The 22,058-nt window shown below is 39.3% G+C and carries 16 protein-coding genes and 1 tRNA gene; 11 read left to right on the forward strand and 6 right to left on the reverse strand.

Annotation, left to right across the window (positions count from 1 at the left end; genetic code table 11):
* Positions 1-168 precede the first annotated feature (168 nt).
* From D3873_RS01860 to D3873_RS01870, 3 genes are all read left to right on the forward strand, one after another.
* Positions 169-2,325 carry a beta-propeller domain-containing protein gene (locus D3873_RS01860; RefSeq protein WP_119882421.1) on the forward strand — a complete coding sequence of 719 codons (2,157 nt, stop codon included), beginning with the start codon at positions 169-171 and terminating at the stop codon, positions 2,323-2,325.
* Positions 2,326-2,642: 317 nt separating this feature from the next.
* The gene (locus tag D3873_RS01865; protein WP_420798998.1) at positions 2,643-3,389 is read left to right on the forward strand and encodes a threonine/serine exporter family protein; all 747 of its coding nucleotides are present in this window, start codon (positions 2,643-2,645) and stop codon (positions 3,387-3,389) included.
* The gene (locus D3873_RS01870; protein ID WP_119882422.1) at positions 3,389-3,847 is read left to right on the forward strand and encodes a threonine/serine exporter family protein; all 459 of its coding nucleotides are present in this window, start codon (positions 3,389-3,391) and stop codon (positions 3,845-3,847) included. Before D3873_RS01865 ends, D3873_RS01870 begins: the two co-directional genes overlap by 1 nt.
* A gap of 85 nt (positions 3,848-3,932) precedes the next feature.
* On the opposite strand, the gene D3873_RS01875 is transcribed toward D3873_RS01870, so the two are convergent.
* Positions 3,933-5,924: a bifunctional diguanylate cyclase/phosphodiesterase gene (locus D3873_RS01875; RefSeq protein WP_119882423.1), complete on the reverse strand. Its 1,992-nt coding sequence runs from the start codon at positions 5,922-5,924 to the stop codon at positions 3,933-3,935.
* 333 nt (positions 5,925-6,257) lie between these two features.
* Here D3873_RS01875 and D3873_RS01880 point away from each other — a divergent pair, with 333 nt between their 5' ends.
* The 3 genes from D3873_RS01880 (at position 6,258) to D3873_RS01890 (ending at position 12,209) form a co-directional block, all read left to right on the forward strand.
* A complete protein-coding gene (locus D3873_RS01880; protein ID WP_119882424.1) occupies positions 6,258-8,105 on the forward strand; it encodes a methyl-accepting chemotaxis protein in 1,848 nt (615 codons plus the stop codon).
* A gap of 536 nt (positions 8,106-8,641) precedes the next feature.
* Entirely contained in the window at positions 8,642-10,366 is a 1,725-nt protein-coding gene (locus tag D3873_RS01885; protein WP_119882425.1) for an ABC transporter ATP-binding protein, read from the forward strand.
* Positions 10,359-12,209 (forward strand): ABC transporter ATP-binding protein, encoded by a 1,851-nt coding sequence (locus tag D3873_RS01890; RefSeq protein WP_119882426.1) that lies wholly within the window; start codon positions 10,359-10,361, stop codon positions 12,207-12,209. Before D3873_RS01885 ends, D3873_RS01890 begins: the two co-directional genes overlap by 8 nt.
* A 51-nt stretch (positions 12,210-12,260) precedes the next feature.
* Here the strand turns inward: D3873_RS01890 and D3873_RS01895 are convergent, their stop codons facing one another.
* Positions 12,261-13,325: an acyltransferase family protein gene (locus D3873_RS01895; protein ID WP_119882427.1), complete on the reverse strand. Its 1,065-nt coding sequence runs from the start codon at positions 13,323-13,325 to the stop codon at positions 12,261-12,263.
* Positions 13,326-13,411: 86 nt separating this feature from the next.
* On the opposite strand from D3873_RS01895, the gene D3873_RS01900 reads away from it, so the two are divergent.
* Entirely contained in the window at positions 13,412-14,272 is an 861-nt protein-coding gene (locus D3873_RS01900; protein WP_119882428.1) for a GNAT family N-acetyltransferase, read from the forward strand.
* Here the strand turns inward: D3873_RS01900 and helD are convergent.
* Positions 14,232-16,487, reverse strand: a complete 2,256-nt coding sequence (helD, locus tag D3873_RS01905) for an RNA polymerase recycling motor HelD (protein WP_119882429.1) — start codon at positions 16,485-16,487, stop codon at positions 14,232-14,234. The genes D3873_RS01900 and helD overlap by 41 nt on opposite strands.
* Positions 16,488-16,711: 224 nt before the next feature.
* On the opposite strand from helD, the gene kynA reads away from it, so the two are divergent.
* Positions 16,712-17,572, forward strand: coding sequence for a tryptophan 2,3-dioxygenase (kynA, locus tag D3873_RS01910; RefSeq protein ID WP_119882430.1), 861 nt, complete (start codon positions 16,712-16,714; stop codon positions 17,570-17,572).
* Between the two features lie 11 nt (positions 17,573-17,583).
* Positions 17,584-18,303 carry a glycerophosphodiester phosphodiesterase gene (locus D3873_RS01915; RefSeq protein WP_119882431.1) on the forward strand — a complete coding sequence of 240 codons (720 nt, stop codon included), beginning with the start codon at positions 17,584-17,586 and terminating at the stop codon, positions 18,301-18,303.
* Positions 18,304-18,562: 259 nt separating this feature from the next.
* Here D3873_RS01915 and D3873_RS01920 read toward each other — a convergent pair whose 3' ends face one another.
* Complete coding sequence (locus tag D3873_RS01920) at positions 18,563-19,594, reverse strand: DUF2804 domain-containing protein (protein WP_119882432.1); 1,032 nt, start codon at positions 19,592-19,594, stop codon at positions 18,563-18,565.
* 91 nt (positions 19,595-19,685) lie between these two features.
* Here D3873_RS01920 and D3873_RS01925 point away from each other — a divergent pair.
* Positions 19,686-19,758, forward strand: a tRNA-Ala gene (locus D3873_RS01925).
* A gap of 128 nt (positions 19,759-19,886) precedes the next feature.
* Here D3873_RS01925 and D3873_RS01930 read toward each other — a convergent pair.
* Positions 19,887-21,017, reverse strand: a complete 1,131-nt coding sequence (locus tag D3873_RS01930; protein ID WP_119882433.1) for a tyrosine-type recombinase/integrase — start codon at positions 21,015-21,017, stop codon at positions 19,887-19,889.
* A 28-nt stretch (positions 21,018-21,045) separates the two neighbouring features.
* A complete protein-coding gene (locus D3873_RS01935) occupies positions 21,046-21,648 on the reverse strand; it encodes a LexA family protein (RefSeq protein WP_119882434.1) in 603 nt (200 codons plus the stop codon).
* Positions 21,649-21,818: 170 nt separating this feature from the next.
* On the opposite strand from D3873_RS01935, the gene D3873_RS01940 reads away from it, so the two are divergent.
* Positions 21,819-22,034: a helix-turn-helix transcriptional regulator gene (locus tag D3873_RS01940; RefSeq protein ID WP_119882435.1), complete on the forward strand. Its 216-nt coding sequence runs from the start codon at positions 21,819-21,821 to the stop codon at positions 22,032-22,034.
* Positions 22,035-22,058 lie beyond the last annotated feature (24 nt).

Below are 22,058 nucleotides of genomic sequence, written 5' to 3' on the forward strand. Positions count from 1 at the left end.
CTTTTTATTATAGGATACAATCGGAATTTTCGCTATACGAAATATTAGCTGGTCCTATTAGAAGGTGTAACATCTCGAGAAATAAGCAACGAGATTTTCAGAATGCCTGTAACTTTTTCCAATGTTTCCAGTCTAATGGGTTAGAGAATAGAAAAGGAGCGGATCAAGGTGAGAAAACAAACAAAATGGATTATTGTATCGGCAATGATTATCTCTCTCGTGTTGTTATTTGCCATGAATATTGATCGTGTGAATGTTAACGCGTCTACAGTTGCCTTAGAGGAAAATGGTTGGAGTGCGGTATTTTCAAAGCCATTAAAGAAATCAGCGATTAAAGATGGGAAAGTATATGTGATTGACCAGCGGGGAGAGAAGATTTCTGCTGACATTCGGTTGTCTATGTCAGGGAAACAAGTCGTGGTTTCCAATTTGGAACCGGGTAGTTATGCATTGTTTGTCGATCATTCCGCTGTAAGTGGAGGATTTCTTCAATCCATGACAACATCAAGAATCGAATTTTCCGTATATCAAGAATTGCCAACTGTAAAATCCACTTCCGAGATTCGCGAATATTTCGTGCGAATTAAAAAAATATTGAAACGAAACAATTCCGCATCCGGGGGAATTGTATATGAAAGTGGAGACAGTACGAGTTCTAATGAGTCTGCTAGTGCAGAAAAAGGAGATTACTCCACCACAAATAACCAAGTGGATGGGGTGGATGAAGGCGATATCGTAAAAACGGACGGGAACGTTTTATACAGTTTAGAAGAAAACAGGGTACACATTTCGGATATTACGAACCCAACTGCAATGAAGAAATTGCACACAATTAAAATGGATCAATACACCTATCCAAGTCATTTGTTTTTAGAAGGTCAAACATTAATCATTTTAGCGAATAAATCTACTTGGATGAATAATGAAGAGGAAGGTGCAGCTAGGAAAGAAAATCCAATGATCATGCCAATGAGAAGTGCGACAACAGCCATGATTTATGACGTGTCCACACCTAGTAATCCAAACCTAGTACGAGAGTTTTCGACAGAAGGTTATTTACAAGGTGCGAGATTAGCTGACAATACGTTCTATTTTATCACGAGTGTCACCCCGAACTTCTGGGCAATGGAAGATGATACAGAACTTCGTCCGATGACGACAGATTCCAAACTAGGATCAAATCCGTCTCCAATGGAAACGAACGATTTATCCATTTTACCAGGCTCCATTGAGCCGTCTTACACGGTCATTACTTCCTTTGATCTAACAAAGCCAGTTGAAAATGTGGTGGAGACAAAAGGATATTTAGGAGGTAGCCAATCCCTCTATATGTCGAAACAAAACTTGTATTTAACTGCCTCGATTTATGAGGATACAGCTTCCACACAAGGGGGTCCCGCGATAGAAATTTGGAATCCATCGGAAAGTGATACGGAAATCTTTAAGTTTACACTCGATGGATCTGCAGTGAAGTTCATGGCTTCAGCTCGAGTCGACGGCATGTTATTAAATCAGTTTTCCATGGATGAATATAACGACCACTTCCGAGTCGTGACAACAGAAGGCTTTGCTTGGAATGAAGAAAAACCTTCGAAAAACAATTTATTCATTTTAGATGGTGGGCTCAAACAAGTAGGTTCGATCGAGGGATTAGCGGATGGAGAAAGAATCTATTCAGCTAGATTTATGGGGGATAAAGCGTATATGGTGACATTTAAACAAACGGATCCACTTTTTGTGTTTGATGTCTCCAATCCCGTAGCACCGAAAGTGTTAGGAGAACTTAAAATTCCTGGATTTAGCAACTATATACATCCTTTAGACGACACCCATTTAATCGGATTTGGCTTTGAGACGGAAATGGTCGATACCGATTGGTCGGATGAACCGATGCTAATGACTGGAGGAATGAAAATCTCGTTATTTGACGTAACGGATCTTGAAAATCCAAAAGAGCAAGATACCGAAATAATTGGTGGACCAGGAACTTACAGTCAACTACAACATGACCACAAAGCATTGTTCCAACATCAAGAAAGAGGATTGTACGGATTCCCAGTATCACTATATGAAGGGGAGATGGGCGGAAACAGTACCTTCAAAGGAGAGGGTGCACTCGTTTATCAAATTGATGTGTCATCTGGCATCACCAAAAAAGCGGATTTAATTCGACCTCTGAATAATGGACAGCAATACGAGGATTGGCAAAAATCAGTGCAACGTATGATTTATAGCAAAGACACGTTATATACCGTCTCTATGAGTGAAGTGAAGAGCTATGATTTAGATACGTTTCAACCAATTAGTCAATTAAACTTGAAGTGAAAAAGGGCGTATGACGAGTGACTACTCGTTATACGTTTTTTTATTGTCAGCAACAAACAGGGGCCGTTTTTTGATGACAAATCTAGGAGTTCATTTAACAAAATAAGGTAGAACGCTTGGGATACGGTGTAGAAATTCATCACGATACCATTTATTGTAGAATGAGATTTTGTTTTCGAGCTTCCAACTCACATTTTCCTTCTTCATTGTTTGACAGCCTATCTTTTTCCTGCATATTCTTTTGACCTAGGGGAATAGATTAGATACGATGAATGAAAGAAATGTGGATTGGGGTGAGGCAAGTGGATAAAGATCAAATGGAGTTGGCGGTAGATAGTTGTCTACTTGCTGGAAGGTTAATGATAGAGAGTGGTGCGGAAACGTACCGAGTAGAAGATACGATGTCTCGAATGGCGATTGCACAAGGACTAATTGGTACGCAAAGTTTTGTGACGCCTACTGGAATCATGTTCTCGCTCGGAAAAGATGGATCCACTCGCTTAATGACGATTCGGGAACGGATTACGGATTTAGAAAAAATAGCGCTCGTGAATCAAGTGTCTCGAAAGCTGGCTAATGCCGAATTGACGATTGAAGAATCATACGAGGAATTACAACGAATTGCATCCGCGCATTTACTTTTTCCGATTTGGATGCAGTTTATTGCCGCAGCAATAGCAAGCGGAAGTTTTTTAATTTTGTTCGATGGCTATTGGCAGGATGTTCCCGCAGGAGTTCTCGCCGGTGGAATCGGATTTTTAGTTGTGACGTATATTCATGACCTTACCCGCGTGAAATTTTTCGCTGAATTTGTGGCTGCTTTATCTGTTGGAATTGTCGGATTTTTAGCCGTCATTTTACATCTTGGAATTGATTTGAATACGATTATTATTGGAGGCGTCATGCCCTTAGTGCCAGGATTATTAATTACCAATGCCGTTCGAGATATGATGGCTGGTCATTTTGTTTCTGGCGTCTCGAAAGGGGCGGAGGCATTTTTGACTGCCTTTGCCATTGGGGCAGGAATTGCCTTTATCTTGTCATTTTCAGGGGGGCTATTCTGATGGTTTGGTTAATTCAAGCGGTTTTTAGTTTTATCGCAGCTGCTGCGTTTGGGGTGATTTTCAATGCACCTCGCAAAATGATTATTCATTGTGGATATGTTGGCATGTTTGGATGGCTTCTATATTTTTTATTCGAATCAAATTGGACGGATACAGCGCAGGCATCTTTCGTGGGAGCATTTGTCGTTGCGCTTTTAGCACATATTTTGGCCAAAAGATTCCGTGTACCTATGATTGTTTTCAGTGTCTCGGGAATCATTCCCTTAGTTCCAGGGGGCAGTGCATATAACGCAATGCGAAATGTCGTGGAAAATAATTTTAATGAAGCAATCTTTTTTGCGACACGTGCGTTTATGACCTCTGGCGCAATTGCGATGGGTCTTGTGTTTGCGGAAGTAATGATGCAATTAGTTTTCCGGTTTCTTCGTCGCAAACGAATCCAAGAAATCGTGGAATAAAAAAGACTGGTGTAGCGAAACTATCTAGTAAACTTTTGACAGTTACGACGATAGAAACGATCTACAGCAGTCTTTTTTCTTTTTCTTAAATTTCGACAGGTTTTCCGATTAAATATCCTTGAACAAAGTCGCATTTCATTTCCGCAAGCAAATCGTATTGATCACTTGTTTCCACACCTTCAGCAACGACTTCGATTTCCATTGATTTCCCTAATTGGACCATTCCTTTAACTAATTGAAGTGATTTTTCGTTCGTCGCAATGGTGGAGATGAACGAACGGTCAATTTTCAATTGTTTAATAGGAAGTAATTGTAGATAACGGAAAGAACCATATCCTTTTCCGAAATCATCTAATACAAACTGAACACCTTGCTCTTCTAATAAACTCATTTGTGAACTGATCGACTTTTCCGTCTCAGCTTCTAACGCAAACGATTCATTAATTTCAATTTGTAATAAGTTAGCAGGACAATTCGTCGTCTCTAACACCATATTAATTTTCTTTGCCATGTTTTTATCTTTAAATTCATGGATGGAGGTGTTGACTGCAACGCGATAATTTTTGCCTTCATTTTGCCACTTAACAGCTTGCTTACATGCTTGATCTAACACAAACAGGCCGATGTCATGAATCATGCCGGTTTCTTCGGCAATTGGGATTAACTCCTCAGGAGAAATCGTTCCTAACTGCTGATCTTCCCAACGTACAAAGGTTTCATACACTTCTATTTTTCCTAAAGAGAGATTCTTCTGTGGCTGGAATACGACATGTAAGTCTTCGTGTTTAAGCGCTTCGATTAAACGTTTTTCGATTTTCGCTTTTCGACTTAACGCAATATGATCGGATTTGGACAACGTTACGATGTTGCCGCCACCTTCTCGTTTTACTTTTAAAAGCGTCATATGAGAAGCTTTCATCAAATTTTGAAACGTCGTTTGATCTTCCGGGAACCGTGCAATTCCTCCGCTGATAGAAATCGGAATGGATTTGTTTTGTAAATAAATCGGATTTTGATTTAAATACGGAAGAAAACCTTGTGTAAACCAATCACTCAGTGGCGTAAGTACGACAAATTCATCAATTCCAACGCGGGCAATGACACTATCTTGGAAATAACGTTTCACGCGTTTCACGAATTCATTTAATAAGGAAGCATCTGCTTCCACATCGTGTAAAGACTTGAGTGCATGGTAGTTATCAATATCAATATAGACGAGTGAGAAATGTTTTCCTTCTTCTATTTGTTGATCAACAACAGATTCCAAGCGGTACCGATTCATTAACCCTGTTTCTGGGTCAATATATGCAATTTGCTCGAGGTGCGTTTGTAGCTTCTGTTTATCCGTAATATCTCGTTCTAAGATTGCATAATACAGTGGCTCGTGTGAGTTAGACAGAACAGGAATTGCTGTCATATCCACCCAGTAAGTTTCTCCATCTTTCGTTTTCTTCTCAACAGCACCTTGGTACACTTTCTGTTTGCTCAATTCATACCAAATGGAATTGGCAACCGATTCTCCATTTTTGTCCGGGAACATTTGCCAAAAGGACTTTCCAAGAACGCGTTTTGGTGTCCATTTGCTTTTCTTTAAAAACTGCTCATTAGCATAAATGAGAAATCCTTCTGCATCAATGTGCGTCAGCATAAATGTTTCATCTATTCCTTGCTTATAACTAAATAACTCTTGCGTAGAAAAAGCCTCATCTGCATGTACAAAATTGCCCGTGTCAAATAGAAAGAACACATACCGTTCATGTTCAAATGTTAAAGCTTTCAAAACAAGGGAGACAGAAATAGATTCTCCATCTTTTTTCTTTAAGCTTAAATGCTCAATTCGAATAGGATCCACGCTATGAAGGACTTGATCCCAGGTGGACTTATATAAACTCGATTGAGACTCTCCTATGAATGGATAAAAATTGTCTGTCACTTCTGCGGCACGAAAACCAAAGATTTTCTCCGCTTCACGACTCCACCATTTTATAATACCTTCGCGAGTAGTCATCATCATTGGAAAAGGAACGTGATTAAATACTTCTTGACCATGGTCAAGTATTTCTTGCAAACGATTCATGTATGAAATACTCCTTATATGCTTACTTCTTCCTATTATAGAGAAGTCTTTACACCAAGTCATTAGTTAAAGAGCGTTTATTCAGAAAAATTTAGTAAATGGAAACATTTGCTGTTTTTGCATAATAATTTTGAAGAAAATAAAATAATGATAAAAATTACAGTAATGATAGTATATAATAAGGGGTAGAATAGTGCTTTTATTAGTACTATCGGTTTAATTTTAGAAATAAAATTGTATTTTCACTCTTTTTAGTTAAAAAGTAGTACAGTGAAAATATTGAAAAATGTGTCGATAAGAAGAAGAGAAAAAGAGAAAAATGGGGGCTAGGAGATGAATAATTGGAAGTCGAAGATGCCGAAATTACCTAAACGGAAAAAAACGGCTCTACCAAAAGGACCAAAAAGTCCAAAGGTAAAAGGAAACAAAAAATTAGGAAATTATTCAAGAAAGTTAAAGTCTTTTGGTGACAATGCCACGGCTAAAATGAGTATTCGAAAAAAATTACTGCTAGCATTTTCTCTTATTATTTTACTTTTCCTTATTGTCAGCGGGATAGCAATTTACAGTTCTTTAATGTTGAATCAAAGCACACAAGAACTAAACAATAAAATTATTCCTCGAATAGACGCAGTAAAATCACTGAACTATGAAATGGAAAACGTTGTCGCGTTGACCCAACGTCACGTATTATCTACTGATATTAATGCAAAGCGTGACACACAAGATCGCATTAATGAACGAGTGAAACATGTAAATGAATTATTAGATACATACGGAAAATTGTTATCTGATCCTATGGCAGTGAATCTTCATGAAGATATTGTCCGTAAATGGGAAGATTACATAGCGAATAATGAAGCTGTACTAGTTGCTAGTACCGCTGACAATCAAAAACTCGCAGTTCAAAAAACCTATACTGGAAATGTTCAATATGATTCTATACAACGCACACTTGATGAATTAGTTTATATTGATTTTGCAGAAGCAGAAAAATTACAAAAACAATCTAGTGCGACATTTGCCTCTGTCATTGTGGCGCTTAGTATCGGAATAATTCTTGCGATTTTAGCAACTGTTGGTATTGCACTATTTATTGTCCGTCTTATTCGCAAACCAGTAAGTTTACTAAGCGATCGATTTAAAGCAATGGCTACAGGAGATTTAACAGTAGATGAAATTACGATTAAAAATAAAGATGAGTTTGGTGATTTAGCCGGTCATTTCAACACCATGCTTGGCACGCTTCAACAACTTGTCCGAGATTTGCAATCCTCGATATCTACGGTTGCCATGTCCGCAGAACAAGTGTCTGTAAGTGCAGCTGAAACAAGCCGTGCAACGGAACAAATTACAGAATCGATGGCGGATGTTTCAGAAGGAGCAGAAGTCCAAGCAGAATCGGTTCGACACGTTCGAGAATCTATTGGAGAAATGTCTATCGGAATGGAACAAGCTTCAGCTGCAGTATCCAATGTTTCCGATAAGGCTGTATCTACAACAGAGCTAACGACATCTGGACTTGAAGTAATGGATGAAACTCGTAAGAAAATGAATGAAATTCGAACGGTATCAGAAGAATCAGCGAAAGTAGTTCAAGGACTTGGAACGAAATCGGATGAAATTGGTCAAATTGTCGATGTGATCAAAGCAATTGCGGAACAAACAAACCTACTTGCCTTGAATGCAGCAATTGAAGCAGCACGTGCTGGGGAACATGGTAAAGGTTTTGCGGTTGTTGCAGACGAAGTTCGTAAATTAGCTGAGCAATCAGCGAATGCGGCAAAAGACATTCACTCTCGCATAGCTTCGATTCAAAAAGAAGTAAAAGAAGCGATCCACTCGATGGAAGGATCTTCGAAAGAAGTTGCGCTAGGGATAGGACTTGCGGAAAAATCAAGCCAAAGTTATGATGACATCGCAAAAATGATTTCGGACGTTTCCGCGCAAACAGAAGAAATCACCGCGATTATTCAAGAGATGAACGCCTCAGCACAACAAATGGAAACACGCGTAAAAGACGTCGAAACGTTATCTGCCGAAGCATCTGAACGTGCACAAACAGTAGCAGCCGCTGCAGAAGAACAAAATGCATCCATGGAAGAGATAACTTCTTCTTCCGACGTTTTAAGTAATCTATCGTCTGATCTTCAAAAACTCGTTCAACAATTTAAAATCTAACTAATCAAAACCGTAGTTACACTAGCTTCACGTGTAGCTACGGTTTTTTTATGTTGAACAAATGCTTAGCAGCCATAATCTCGATTTCCGTAAGGGAACAGAAGTGAATTCTTATTTATCGGCACACATTTGATAATATTGTCTCCTTTTCCGAGTAGATGATTTTCGGCTAGCCGAAAATCTACCTATTAGAAAGAAAAGAACTACAATATATAGAGAGAATCCTCATTCAGGAGCAAAGTGTCCTAATGTTTCGGCAGAGTGTCCTAATGTTTGGAGAGAGTGTCCCAATGTTTCGGCAAAGTGTCCCAATGTTTCGGCAGAGTGTCCCAATGGCATTCGAAAGTGTCTTAATCCCAACGCCGAGTGACCTAATCTCACAAAAATTGTCTCAATCCCAAAATATAACCTTCTTCCCTACACTCTATTCAGCACCATAATCCCTCTCAACTTCAGCCTATTGTACATATCCAGTTGCGCGAACTTTCTGTATAATAAAAGAATAATTCGTTTAACGAAAGATTGGTGTTTGCTGGATGAAAACTGTTTTTTCTTACATAAAGCCATATAAATTCCCGATTATTGTGGCGTTAGTGTTGATGTTGATTGAGTTATCAGTTGAGTTGTTACAACCATTGTTTATCGCTAAGATTATCGATGATGGAATTTTGAATGAGGATGCAAATGTCATTTGGACATGGGGTGCGGCCATGATGGGTATGGCGATTCTGGCATTTTTGTCTGGTGCGACGAATTCGTTTTTTGCTTCGCATGCTTCTCAAAGTTTTGCGTATGATCTTCGAAATGCGCTTTTTACGCAAGTGCAGAAGTTTTCAATGGAGACATTTAGTCGCTTTCCCGCTGCGGGGCTGATTACTCGATTAACGAGTGATGTTACGATGGTGCAAAATGTTCTGTTTATGAGTCTTCGCATTATGTTACGGGCTCCACTTCTTGTCGTGGGAAGTATTGTGATGGCGTTTGTTGTTGATCCATATATGGCGATGTTTTTAGTAATTGGCGCGCCATTTCTTGCTATTTTTCTTTATTTTATGGTGAAAAAAGGTGTGTCTTATTTTAGTCTTGTACAGGTTCGCTTAGATCGAGTGAATCGCGTCATCCAAGAAAATCTTCAAGCGGTACGGTTGATTAAGGCATATCTTCGAGGAGCGTATGAAGCGAGCCGATTTGAGCAAGTGGCAAGTGTGTTGAGAAATGATACAACGAAGGCGCTCCGTATAATGGAGTGGATTTTGCCTGTTCTTTTATTTGTGATGAATATGAGTCTCCTTGCAGTAATTGCATTTGGTGCAGAGGAAATTCGCACGAGCAACGCTGAAATTGGTGACTTAGTTGCTATCGTCAATTACGCGATGCGGATGACAGGTGCATTTTCCATGTTTGCTTTTATTATTATGGCGTATTCTCGTGCCAAAGCTTCTGCAGAGCGGATGGAAGAAGTGCTTTTGGTGAATGAAGGACTTGAACGCGAAGTGACAACGGGGAAATTCGAACCGATTAAATACGGGGAGATTACGTTTGAAAATGTATCGTTTCGATATGGGAATAAAGGGCAACCAGTCCTGCGGGAAATTTCATTCCATGTGAAAAGCGGCCAGAAGCTTGCGATTATGGGTGCGACTGGCTCGGGAAAAACAACGCTATTAAATTTAATCCCTCGTTTCTACGAAGCTACATCCGGCAGTGTCAAGGTCGATGGGCAAGATGTAAAAGAATGGTCACTTGAGAGTTTGCGCCAAGCGATTGGGCTAGTCCCTCAAGTTTCTCTACTATTTACAGGAAGTATTCACGAAAATTTAGGGTGGGGGAAAGAAGAGGCAACAAAGGAAGAAGTACAAGCGGCCGCAATTCAAGCACAAATCCATCAATCGGTGGAAGGATTTGCGCAAGGATACGATACGTTAGTTGGACAAAAAGGTGTGAATTTGTCTGGTGGACAAAAGCAACGATTATCGATTGCACGTGCCCTCGTTCGGAAACCTGAAATTTTGTTATTAGATGACAGTACAAGTGCACTAGATGTGAAAACAGAAGCATCACTTTGGGAAGCATTGGAGAAAGAAAAAGCGACGATGCTTGTGGTGACACAGAAAATTAGAACGGCTAAAGGAGCAGACGCGATTCTACTTCTGCACCACGGGAAAGTGGTAGGGTATGGATCACATGTCGAGTTGCTCGAGCAATCTCAATTGTATCGGGAAATCGTCGCGTCACAGGAAGGGGGGCAAGAAAATGCGTAATACGTGGAAACAGCCTTTTGGATACGCCCCTATCCTCTCAAAAAAGGATCTTCAGCCAGTGAAAAAGAAGAAACAAGAACGTGCAAATGATTGGCAAAACGTCTTAAAACGAATTTGGAAATTAGTTGATGAACAACGCGGTCTCCTCATCATCGTTCTTGCGTTAGTCGTAATTAGTTCTGCTTTATCTTTGCTCGGCCCTTATTTAATCGGCCATATTATTGATACGTATGTTGTTCCAATGAAAACCGATGGAATAATTCCAATGATTGTCTGGTTAGTGTTGATTTATCTGTTTTTATCCATCAGTTTGTTTTTACAAAACATTTGGATGATTGGAATTGCCCAACAGACGATTTACCGGATGCGAACGACTATTTTTGCGCATTTCCAAAAGCTGTCCGTAAGCTTTTTTGATAAACGCAAACACGGTGAGTTGATGTCACGCGTAACGAATGACATTGAAAATGTCAGCTCCACGTTAAATAGTTCCTTTATTCAAGTGTTCTCCAGTATTTTAACGTTAACTGGAACGGTAGTTGTGATGCTATCGTTAAGCCCTTTGTTAACGTTGCTTACTATGTTGATTATTCCAGTGATGTATATCGCGATGCGCTGGATTACGAGAAGAACGGGCAAGTTATTTAAAGAGCAACAAGCTGCGATTGGTGAGTTAAATGGGATGGTCGAAGAAACGATCTCGGGTCAACGCATCGTAAAGGCTTTCTCTCAGGAAAACCGTGTGATGGAGGAGTTCATTGAAAAGAATTCGCGACTTCGAGTTACCGGCTTCTGGGCATTAACCTACTCGGGTTTTATTCCTAAAGTAATGAATATGCTGAACAATGCAAGTTTTGCCATTGTAGCGGGTGTCGGTGGTATTCTTGCGCTCAATGGGCATGTGAGTATAGGTACCATCGTGATTTTCTCGGAATATGCGAGACAATTTACGCGTCCTTTAAACGATTTGGCGAATCAATTTAATACCGTTTTATCAGCGATTGCTGGTGCGGAGCGAGTATTTGCTATTGTGGACGAACCCGAAGAAATCGATGAAGCAAAGGGAAATGAAGTAACACTAAATGGGAATGTAACATTCGAAAATGTGTACTTTAAATATGAGTTAGCGGAGCAAGAGTGGACGATTCAAGATGTTTCATTCCAAGTAGAAGCTGGCAAAACCGTGGCATTAGTTGGTGCAACGGGAGCAGGGAAAACAACGATTATGCAGCTGCTCGCAAGGTTTTACGATGCGAAAAAAGGTCAGATTCTGTTAGATGACAGACCAATTGCGACCATTTCTCGAGCTTCGTTGCGTAGTCAAATGGCATTCGTTTTGCAAGATCCGTTTCTGTTTGAGGCTTCAGTAAAAGAGAATATCCGATACGGAAAACTACATGCTACGGATGAAGAGATTCGACAAGCGGCCATGGAAGCAAATGCACACGAATTTATCGAACAATTACCGGAAGGATACGACACCATCTTGTCAGCGGATGGCGGAGAAATTAGCCAAGGCCAGAAGCAACTATTATCCATTGCTCGTGCGCTCATTGCAGACCCTGTCATTCTTCTGCTGGACGAAGCGACGAGTAGCATTGATACCGTCACCGAAATGAAAATACAGGAAGCATTGGAACGACTAATGGCTGGACGCACGAGTTTTGTCATTGCGCATCGATTGAATACGGTGAAAAAAGCAGATCTTATCTTTGTAATGGAAAATGGAAAAATTGTAGAAGCTGGCGCTCGGCCTGAGTTATTGGAGAAAAAAGGTCGCTTTTACCAAATGCTACAGTCAAATGAAAACGATGTGAACGCTGCATCACTCAAAACACCATAAATAGAAGAAAACCCGGGCGTTTAAAAGTCCGGGTTTTTGTGTTATCTTGCATTAAATTGGTAATGGTTGGCGATCTTTTTTCGGTTTTCGACCTCTGAATCCTCCAAGTAGAAGTTTTCCATAAGGTACTAATTTTGAAATCACAATTGATGCACCAATTGGAATGAGCAATCCAGCTGCTGTAAAGCCGATTAATCCGTAACGGAAATAATCATTCAACACGATATCAGTAAAGATGTGTAAGTACATGATAGAAATCGAGTGTTTTTCAATTCGTTGTAACACGGTTAATGGCATTCGTTGGGTGATACGCTGAAAAACACCAACAATAATTGTTGTAAAAGCTAATGGAACAAGCAAATCCAAAACAGCATGTTCGTATCGTAAAAACTTCATGCTTAAATGATAATCAATCACTTTATTCCAATCTAAAGTCACTACGATACTTGCCGCAATAATGGCGTAAGCAAGTGCGCGATTTGATATAGCCATCCAAAAATCTTTCCAATAGAATCCGATCGCAAAATAGACGAGAGCCATAAAAGCAACGTCTATATTCCAAATCATTGGAATTGTTTGGGACGCTTTATCGGGAGCTCCTCCAATAATTTGCATAGCATAAATACTCTCTAAATGCGCTAACACGTATAGAGCGATTAGTAGAACAAATTGCTTTGCTCGAGATAAATATTTCGTCATGACAATGAAAAATAAGTACGCAAAAAATAAGGTAGTTACAAACCAGAAGACGCCGTATGCTCCTCTTGCGAAGCGTCCTCCAATTACTAATGTCCATAAATCATGCAAATACCACGAAAGATCGGTATTTCCTGCTCCTATTTCCATGCCATATCGAATGACGGTTATCATTACAAGGAAAAATAAATATGGTACGATCAATTGCATAAACCGTTTATATATTGCTTCTTTCGTTTTTCCTTTTTCTAAAATAGGTTTGAAGAACATACCGCTAAGTAAAAAGAAAGCAGGCATATGAAACCAATAAATATATTTACCAAGTGGAAAGTCAAGATGACCAGGATAGTGTCCGATGACAACTAGAATCATTAGCAACCCTTTTGTCACATCCACCCAAGTTAGACGCGTGTTTTTCATGATGTAGAATCTCCTTCAAAACGCAAGTGTTGGTATTATATAGCCGTTTTTAAGGATTTCAAAACTATTCTATTGGAGGTTTCGAAATGACAATTGATTTGATGACAATATCCATACCCATTGATACGGATACTGCGGAGGAAGTCACCGAGTTTCTACAATACGCCATTCAAGAAGATACGTTAAATTACGAACTATTACTCAATATGGATGTATTAGTCGATGTTTCTGCTCGCGGATTTTTATGTGCCGCTTATAAAGGGGACGAATTAGTGGGTGTGGCATCTGCGTTCGATATGATTGGCTTACATGTGTATGAATGGAGCATGGTCGTTCATCCAGACTATCGTGGTGAAAAGATTGGCATGCGTCTCTATGCAGAAGTGCAAAAACAATTAGAATTGCGTGATGCTAACGAAGACACAGCATTAACATTTGATGCAAGGGAAGTGCCAAGAAAGTTTTTGGCATCAGTTGGCTATCACTTACAATTTTCAGAGGCAACGATGCAAGCATCTTCTGCAATTGGAAATGAAAAGAATTTTACGCTCATTCGACTAGTTGAATCGAATCACCCTGACTTAAAAAAAGTGCTCATGCAAGCGTTCGGAGATACCGAAGCGGAAGCAGAAGCACTCATTGATTGGAACTTAGAACATCCGAAATGTCATATGTTCGAATATAGGGAAAAAGACAAAACCATTGCGACAGTTACGGCAGTCGAAAGTGATCATGCACTATGGGTAACCGCACTGGCTACGTTGCCGATGCATCAAGGAAAAGGAATCGGCACTACTTTACTAGCGTTTGTGAAACATCTTGCCGCTCAAATGGAAAAAGCCTTTGTGCTACTGGATGTAGAACTGGAAAATGAAGAGGCATTAAAGCTGTATGAACGAGCTGCATTCACGAAACAACATCAAGTAGATTTTTATCAGAAATCATAGATTCGGTGAAAAGAAAATGAGAGATACTTGGAGCAACTAAATGTAACTCATGCATCGGTCGCGTCATCGCCACATACAATAATTTACGGTCAATTGGGTGATCACGGTACACACTATCTAATGCAGTTACAATGACAGCGTCAAATTCAAGACCCTTTGCTAAATGACTTGGAACAATTAAGGTACACGAAGGATCAATTTCTTCGCCTTCTTGTAAAAGTTGAACAGCGAGGGTCTTTTTTAATTGCCCATAAAGACGTTTTGCTTCCACAGCCGTTTTCGTAATGATAGCGATTGACCGGTGTCCACTGGCTTTAATTTTATCTAGTAACACTTTCACATAGTCCGGTGTGAGAGAATCGGCAGGATGGAATTGAGGTAAGATTCCATGTCTCACAACTGGTTCGACTAGTGGCAAATTCTCTTCCATTTGCTCGAGTAATTGATTGGCAACAGTCATAATTTCAATGGTTGTACGGTAGCTCTTTTGTAATGTTTGGAAGTTCGCTCTTGGGAATAAATCCAGTACCCCATCCCAGTTCGTAAGGGAACGGTAGCTGTGTATTCCTTGCGCGAGATCGCCAACCATTGTGAACATATCCGTTTCCAGGCCCTCTTTTAACGCTGCAAGTTGAAATTCACTATAATCCTGGACTTCATCGATAAAGACGACCCGCATTTTGTGCTCCTCCGAAATCCCTTTCCACTTAGCTTGCATATAAAACAGACTAGCTAAATCCTCATTTTCCCATTCAATCGATGATTGGTACGTTAAAAACGAAGCTGTTTGGGCTTCTGTCCAATTCGCTAAGCTAGGCACTGCTAAATAAAATGATTGGACAAGATCTTTCGTTTTATGCTTTGTAAATCGCTTCATATAGGAAGAAACGAGCGTTTTCGATTGTTTTTCAATGATAGGTAAACGGTGATCGCGTTCATCAATTAGCCTTGTCGTTTGTTCTTTTCGTTTGTCAGCATCTCGCAACCCAAACAAAGCTTTATCGAGCGCTTCATCATATTTTTTTGCTAATAAATGAAGAAGTTCTTTCTTTTTTTGTCGAACGTGCGATTGTAATACCGTTTTAATACGTGCTAATCGTTTTTCAACAGGCATGTAAGCAAATTCGGTTAGAAACAATTGCTGCAATCGTTCTTTACGCATAATGCGATATTTCTCTAAATAAATATCATCAAACAAATGCGTAATATCCTTTTCAAGCTCAGCCAAGTACTGATCTATTAATGATTTACAAACAAGCGATCCTTTCCATCTAGAAATCCAAGCAGTTTGTTCATCGAGCGCTTCTTTTTCCATCAGCATGGCAAGCTTTTCATTGGCATCACGCAATTTCAACTTACTAGAGGTTGCAGCTTGGACATAATCACTGAAGGTGGTTTGTTGGATTTTCCCAACGCCAAGTTCTGGAAGTACATCCGCAATGTACCCCATAAATAACTGGGAAGGAGCTAAAATCATTAATTTTTCGGCAGGGAAGTGTTCGCCCATCGTATAAAGAAAGTACGAGATTCGGTGAAGCGCAATCGTTGTTTTACCGCTTCCTGCTGCACCTTGCACAATAATCGGCTGCTTTAAGTGAGCGCGAATGATTTCATTTTGTTCGGCTTGAATTGTCGAGACAATCTCTGTTAGTCGCACGTCTGCCTTTCCAGACAACGCTTCTTGTAACAGTTCGTCATTAGTCGTTAAATCAATGTCTCGTACGTCTAATAATTCTCCATCTTCAATTGTATACTGACGCTTCGAAAAGAGATGTCCATGATTTCGTTCGCCTCGCACGTCATACTCAATATCTCCGAGCCGTCCATCATAATAGACATTTGCAACAGGGGAGCGCCAGTCCACAATAATTGGCTCCTGTGTATCTCGATGGAAAAGAGAAGTCTTTCCTATGTAAAGTTCTTCCGCCTCTTCTCCATCTTTTTGGAAATGGATCCGCGCAAAATAAGGCTTTTGACGAATAGCCTCTAATCCTTCTCGCTGAGAACGTGCCATTTCAAAAAACCTTGCATTGGTTAAGATATTCAAATAACTCAAACTGGAATCTAAATAATCGAGGTCGGCCATGGATTGTCGAATGTTCTCTTGTGCGGATTGAACATCTCGTTGCGACTCTACTAGAAGTTGCTCCATGTAATCTTTTGTGTAGGCTAAGCGGTGTCGTTCTTTTTCAAAATCCGGATGTTTCTGTGTCATACAGTTCCCCCTTCATATAGAAAAAACAGAATTGAATCGTACCATACTTTGGAAATAAAATGCAATCTATTTTTTGCTCTATTTTGACTATTCAAAGTGTAATCATGGAGGAGCGCGACAAGATTTTATCCCCCCGCAATAAAACGAGGCTTTGATGTTTCTTTCATCCATGTCATAATCGAAGTAGTTGAGATAAAGGTGAGCAGAGTGGAAGGAGTTTTCAGATGTCCACGAAACGATATGAAAATGGTCAAAATGTAGCTGCAAGTGAAGAAAAGGCAATTCGGACTGACTTTAAGGAAAGCATGACGTACGGAGAGTACTTGCATTTAGATCAACTATTAACTGCTCAAGATGGGTTAAGTGACCATCATGATGAACACTTATTTATTATCATTCATCAAGTGTCAGAGCTTTGGATGAAGTTAATTTTACACGAAATGCAAGCAGCGATTACGAATATAGAAAACGACCAACTGCAACCAGCATTTAAACAACTTGCGAGAGTTTCACGAATTCAAACTCAAATTATTCAAGCATGGGATGTGTTAGCAACACTAACTCCTGCAGAATACATGGAATTTCGTCATATGCTTGGAAATGCGAGTGGGTTTCAATCGTATCAATATCGCATGATCGAATTTGCACTTGGCTATAAAACGAGTCATGTATTAAAAATTTACGAGAAAGATCCTGTCCTACTTGAAGCTTTGACGAAGAGTTATCATTCGCCCGGGTTATACGATGTCGCTATTTCGAAACTAGCAAAAGCAGGATTACCGATAGACCAAGCTGTGTTAAATCGCGCTCCGTCGGAACCTTATGAGGAAAATGAAAGTGTGTTAGCTGCTTGGAAGACCGTTTATTCTAATGTGGATGAATACTGGGAATTGTATCAACTTGGTGAAAAATTAGTCGATATCGAGGATAGTCTTCAACAGTGGCGTTTCCGTCACATGAAAACAGTGGAACGCATCATTGGATTTAAACAAGGAACTGGTGGCTCTTCAGGAGTTCATTATTTAAAACGAGTATTGGATCATTATTTCTTCCCAGAATTGTGGAAAGTGCGGACGGAAATATAGGAGGAATTGTCATGAAAATCATTGCGCATCGAGGTTCATCGGGTACGTACCCAGAAAATACGCTCGCTGCATTTCAAGCAGCTGCGAACTTGCGAGTAGATGGGGTGGAGTTTGACGTACACATGACAAAAGACGGAGAGCTCGTTGTTATTCATGACGAAACGATTGATCGCACGACAAACGGGGGCGGGTATATCAAAGATTTCACTTATAAAGAACTCCGTCAATATGATGCAGGGTCCTGGTTCTCTCCTACATTTGCGAATGAAAAAATTCCTGCGCTTGAAGAAGTACTGTCGATATTTAAAGAAACCAACATGACGGTGAATGTTGAATTAAAATCGGACATCGTTCCTTATGAAGGCATGACCGAAAGAGTACTTCGCATGGTGCATGACTTTGACATGGAAGAACAAGTGATCATCTCGTCTTTTGACCATGAAGCGCTAGAACAAGCTAAGCAACTAGCACCGCATGTTCAGACCGCACTTCTTACAATGGAAGTAATGGTAGACGTGGCAGACTACGCTCACCTACTAAAAGCGGAAGCCATTCACATTGCATTGCCCGCTGCTTACCGGAAAATGACGAAAGTGGCGCTATCAAAAGGTGCGATCATACGCGTGTTTACCGTAAACGATGTCGTACAAGCAACCGAACTTCTCGAAATTGGCGTCCATGCTATTTTCACGGACTACCCTGAGAAAATGGTCGATTTAGTCAACGAATAATAATTTTTAAATAGAAACGTCATGAGCTTATCACTTGTGGCGTTTTATTATTTTAGAGAATGGGGGGCTGAATTTTGGGGATTTTTTCTACGAAAAGTATGGTACAAGGCATGAAATTCTTATGGTGAATGTATTTTCTAGTTAATCATACATATTGAAGGTGCGGTTTGTGGAGTATTTGGTGCGATTTATTGCGCTGAACGGTTGGATGTATAGATTACACCATGAAAAAAACTTCCCCAGGGGGAAGTTTAGGAATTTACCATTTAGCGACGTGTTCTTCCACACTACCTAAAAACTCGGTTAATTGAATCGTTTTTCCATCGCCATCCGTCATTGTACCGTTGAAATAACCGATCAGTTGGTGAACAGTTGAAACGATTACTTTCGCGTTTGTTTGCGCTACTCGTTCGAAGAAAGGAGTAAACGTCAATTGAACGTCGGATGAAAATTTCGTGTGAATCTTCCATGGGTCCATAAATTGTTTTGGGTTGTAGGTGAAAATAACATCCTCTGAAAGCTTCGTCATTTTCCCGTCCACAAAAATAGCATTTTCGGTCATTCCAGTTCCGTCTGTCCACTTGCCACCGAAATTTATCCCGATGCGTTGACCGCGAACTCGTTGAGAACCCATCGCCCAGTTCCATGTCACAGAGCGGGGCCAGACACCTCGACCGTAATCTAAAACCGCAAATGACTCTTCCGGACGGAATCGATAATTTCGATCTCCGAGCTTCACAAAACCTCTTGTCGGCAAGGAATGATGTTTTGCGGTATGTTGAAATGTTTGTCGGTTCCAAGGAATCACTACATTTAGCGACTCGTCATCTGCTGGGTGTTCAATGTGCAGATCGGCATGAAGAAAGTCACTATCAAAATCGCTAATGGTCACCGTAAGATGTGTTTCTCCCTGTAAATGCACGAGCTGAATGCTCATTTCATTGGAAGAAAAAGAAACCGTTTCTAAAACGTTGGATGGTAATGAAACACCTCTTCCAACAGGAATGGTAATGGTTTTTTCGAAAAATCGTTGCGTTTCATAGTCAAGAAAATACACAAAACACACGGCAGCATAGTCTAAGTGACTAATAGTAGCGGAAAAGAGAATTTCTTCACCAAAAATGCACCAATAATTCCATTTTTTCTTGCGTAAAAAGTGGCCTTTTAAGTTGCTATGTATAATAGGTTTTCTGGCAAACCCGATTGCAGCTGGATTTAAGTCCCCTTTTGTATCACAAAGAGAGACAGCGGAGGTAATTTCACGTTCTGCGTGCTGTGTTAGTTTTTTCATAGCTGATTGCCCCTCTCGCTTCTTGTCAATTTTACGTATGAATCATATACTGAGTATTGTATCAAAAAGTTTCAAATTTTGCGTGTATTTAGGGGGCTTAGCTCAGTTGGGAGAGCGTCACACTGGCAGTGTGAAGGTCGTCGGTTCGAACCCGATAGTCTCCATTAGAAATTTATCTATTTAACGCCTAGAGAGGAAAGGGTTTAGGGGTAAATGATTTTTGGAAAGTATGATTTGCTTATTCGATTTTTCATCAACTAGTGACCAATTAGTGACTAAAAAATATAAATGATTACAAAAGGTTTTTAAACACATTGCTAGCTTTCTCATCATCTTCTAGTGTTGCATGAGCATATATATTCATCGTTGTTTTTATATTTTTATGGCCAAGTCTATTTTGGATAACTTTCATATTAACTCCTTCACTTAATAAAAGGGAGGCAGAAGAATGGCGAAGATCATGAAAGGATATCTTTTTTAAGCCGTACTTTTTAACAATACGTCCCCAGAACTGTGTTACACTGTCGGGTCTAAAAGGAACACCATATTCATTTGAAAATATCATAAACAGATCATCTCCTTCTGGCCCCTTAAAACCATTCCAAAGATTTCCCATTGCCATGCGTTCATTTAACTTTTTTATATAAAATTCTTTTAATTCCTGCATAAAATCTTCAGGAAAAGTGACAGTTCTTTCTTCTCCGTTTTTTGTTTTCTTTAATTCAAGTCCATGTTCCTTAGTGTATACAAGTGCTCTTTTAATTAATATTTGATTGTTTGCATAGTCAACTACATCTGTGGCAATTCCTAATATCTCTTCTCGTCGTAAAGCTCCGATTAAAGCTGCTTTTATTATTAGTTTTTGATAGGTATTCAGTTGATCCAATATCCTTAAATGATTTTGTATTTCTTTCTTATTGTAAAACTCTCTTTTTTTCACTTTTGGTTTAGGCTTTTCTATACCGTCCATGGGATTGGTTTTTAAAACATTCCACTCGACTGCTTTTTTGAAAACACTTTTAAGTACTTCATATTTTTTAACGAGCGATTTCCCACCTCTATCACTTTCATCTTTGAAATATTGTACTAAATGTAGAGTTTTTATGTTTTGAATATACATCGATTCTAAGTAGGGTGAAATTTGATTTAAGATGAACATGTTTTTTTCATAAGTAGTAGAAGCCCAGTTACGTTTAGCAAAAGACGTTTTCCATATTTCAGCGAAAGCCAAAAAGCTCATTTTTTCTACTTCTAAATGTTGGGAGTTATAAACCTCTTGTTCAAAAGCAGAAAGCAATTTTTTTACCTCACGTGCACCGGCTTCCACTGTCTTTGTTTTTCTTATTCTCTTTCCTTTAGCATCATAGCCGAGTTCTACATATAACTTGTACTTTCCAGGAGAAACTTCTTTGTAAGAAGCCACTTAAATTCAACTCCGATCATTAATTTATTTAGAATGTCAATACAACTTTTTTCAATTTACCTATAACTGCTATATTTTTATCCGTTTTCGGGTTATAAGAGATAGGTGCGAACTCGGGGTTCTCGGATTGTAAAATTAAAGAGTTTCCATTTTTAAATACTCGTTTCAAAAGCACTTCATCATCTACAGCTATGGCTGCGATTTCACCATTCTCAACCTCAGCTTGTTTGCGAATTAGTAATAAGTCTCCTTCGTGAATTCTAGCACCAATCATGCTATTCCCTTTAGCTTTCAAATAGAAATAGTCCCCTCCGTTGAGCCAATCTTTAGGAGTTGTTTCATACGACTCAATCGTTTCATACACTACGGATCCTTTTCCGCAACTAATATTGCCATACACTGGCAATAATACTGTTTCAACTGTCGCTCCAATGTCCTCTGTACCAAAAAAATGGCTAATAGGAACATTAAACATTTCAGAAATAATAGAAATCTTGTCCATTAATGGCCGGTTTTTATTTCGTTCCCAAGCAGAAACAGCAGTTGGAGCTACATTAAGTTTTTTTGCTAAATCCTCTTGAGTCATTCGATACTCTTTTCTTAGTTCTTTAATTTTATCTCCTACAGTCACTTTGCAACTTCCCCTTTCATTTAATAGTTATTCTACATTTTATCTGTAGTTTTGTACAGTGTTTCTGTATATATTATTCTAAAAATATTATTTTATACAGAAATTCTTCTTTTTATACTTGCAACTACAGATTTTCTGTAGTAAAGTTCTTAATACAAGGAGGTGATTTGATGAAGTACACATTGGAACAAGCAAGAATTCTAGGAGGATTCACTCAAGTTGAAATTGCGCAAAAGCTTGGTATGTCTGAAAAAACTTATATTCAATATGAGAAGTATCGGAAGGTCTTTCGAATGGATGTAGCACATAAATTTTCAACTCTTGTAAAGGTAAACATTTCAGATATTATTTTTTTTGAAAATAAACTAAAGAAAATCTGTAGTTAGAAAATATATCTTAAAGGAGGTGCA

It is taken from the genome of Paenisporosarcina cavernae, assembly GCF_003595195.1.
GTDB lineage: Bacteria > Bacillota > Bacilli > Bacillales_A > Planococcaceae > Paenisporosarcina > Paenisporosarcina cavernae.

Coding starts and splice junctions, on each gene's coding strand:
- D3873_RS01890 (WP_119882426.1), top strand. CDS start 10,359: ATGCGTAATACGTGGAAACAGCCTTTTGGATACGCCCCTATCCTCTCA.
- D3873_RS01895 (WP_119882427.1), bottom strand. CDS start 13,325: ATGAAAAACACGCGTCTAACTTGGGTGGATGTGACAAAAGGGTTGCTA.
- kynA (WP_119882430.1), top strand. CDS start 16,712: ATGTCCACGAAACGATATGAAAATGGTCAAAATGTAGCTGCAAGTGAA.
- D3873_RS01870 (WP_119882422.1), top strand. CDS start 3,389: ATGGTTTGGTTAATTCAAGCGGTTTTTAGTTTTATCGCAGCTGCTGCG.
- D3873_RS01885 (WP_119882425.1), top strand. CDS start 8,642: ATGAAAACTGTTTTTTCTTACATAAAGCCATATAAATTCCCGATTATT.
- helD (WP_119882429.1), bottom strand. CDS start 16,487: ATGACACAGAAACATCCGGATTTTGAAAAAGAACGACACCGCTTAGCC.
- D3873_RS01920 (WP_119882432.1), bottom strand. CDS start 19,594: ATGAAAAAACTAACACAGCACGCAGAACGTGAAATTACCTCCGCTGTC.
- D3873_RS01865 (WP_420798998.1), top strand. CDS start 2,643: ATGGAGTTGGCGGTAGATAGTTGTCTACTTGCTGGAAGGTTAATGATA.
- D3873_RS01880 (WP_119882424.1), top strand. CDS start 6,258: ATGAATAATTGGAAGTCGAAGATGCCGAAATTACCTAAACGGAAAAAA.
- D3873_RS01900 (WP_119882428.1), top strand. CDS start 13,412: ATGACAATTGATTTGATGACAATATCCATACCCATTGATACGGATACT.
- D3873_RS01940 (WP_119882435.1), top strand. CDS start 21,819: ATGAAGTACACATTGGAACAAGCAAGAATTCTAGGAGGATTCACTCAA.
- D3873_RS01875 (WP_119882423.1), bottom strand. CDS start 5,924: ATGAATCGTTTGCAAGAAATACTTGACCATGGTCAAGAAGTATTTAAT.
- D3873_RS01915 (WP_119882431.1), top strand. CDS start 17,584: ATGAAAATCATTGCGCATCGAGGTTCATCGGGTACGTACCCAGAAAAT.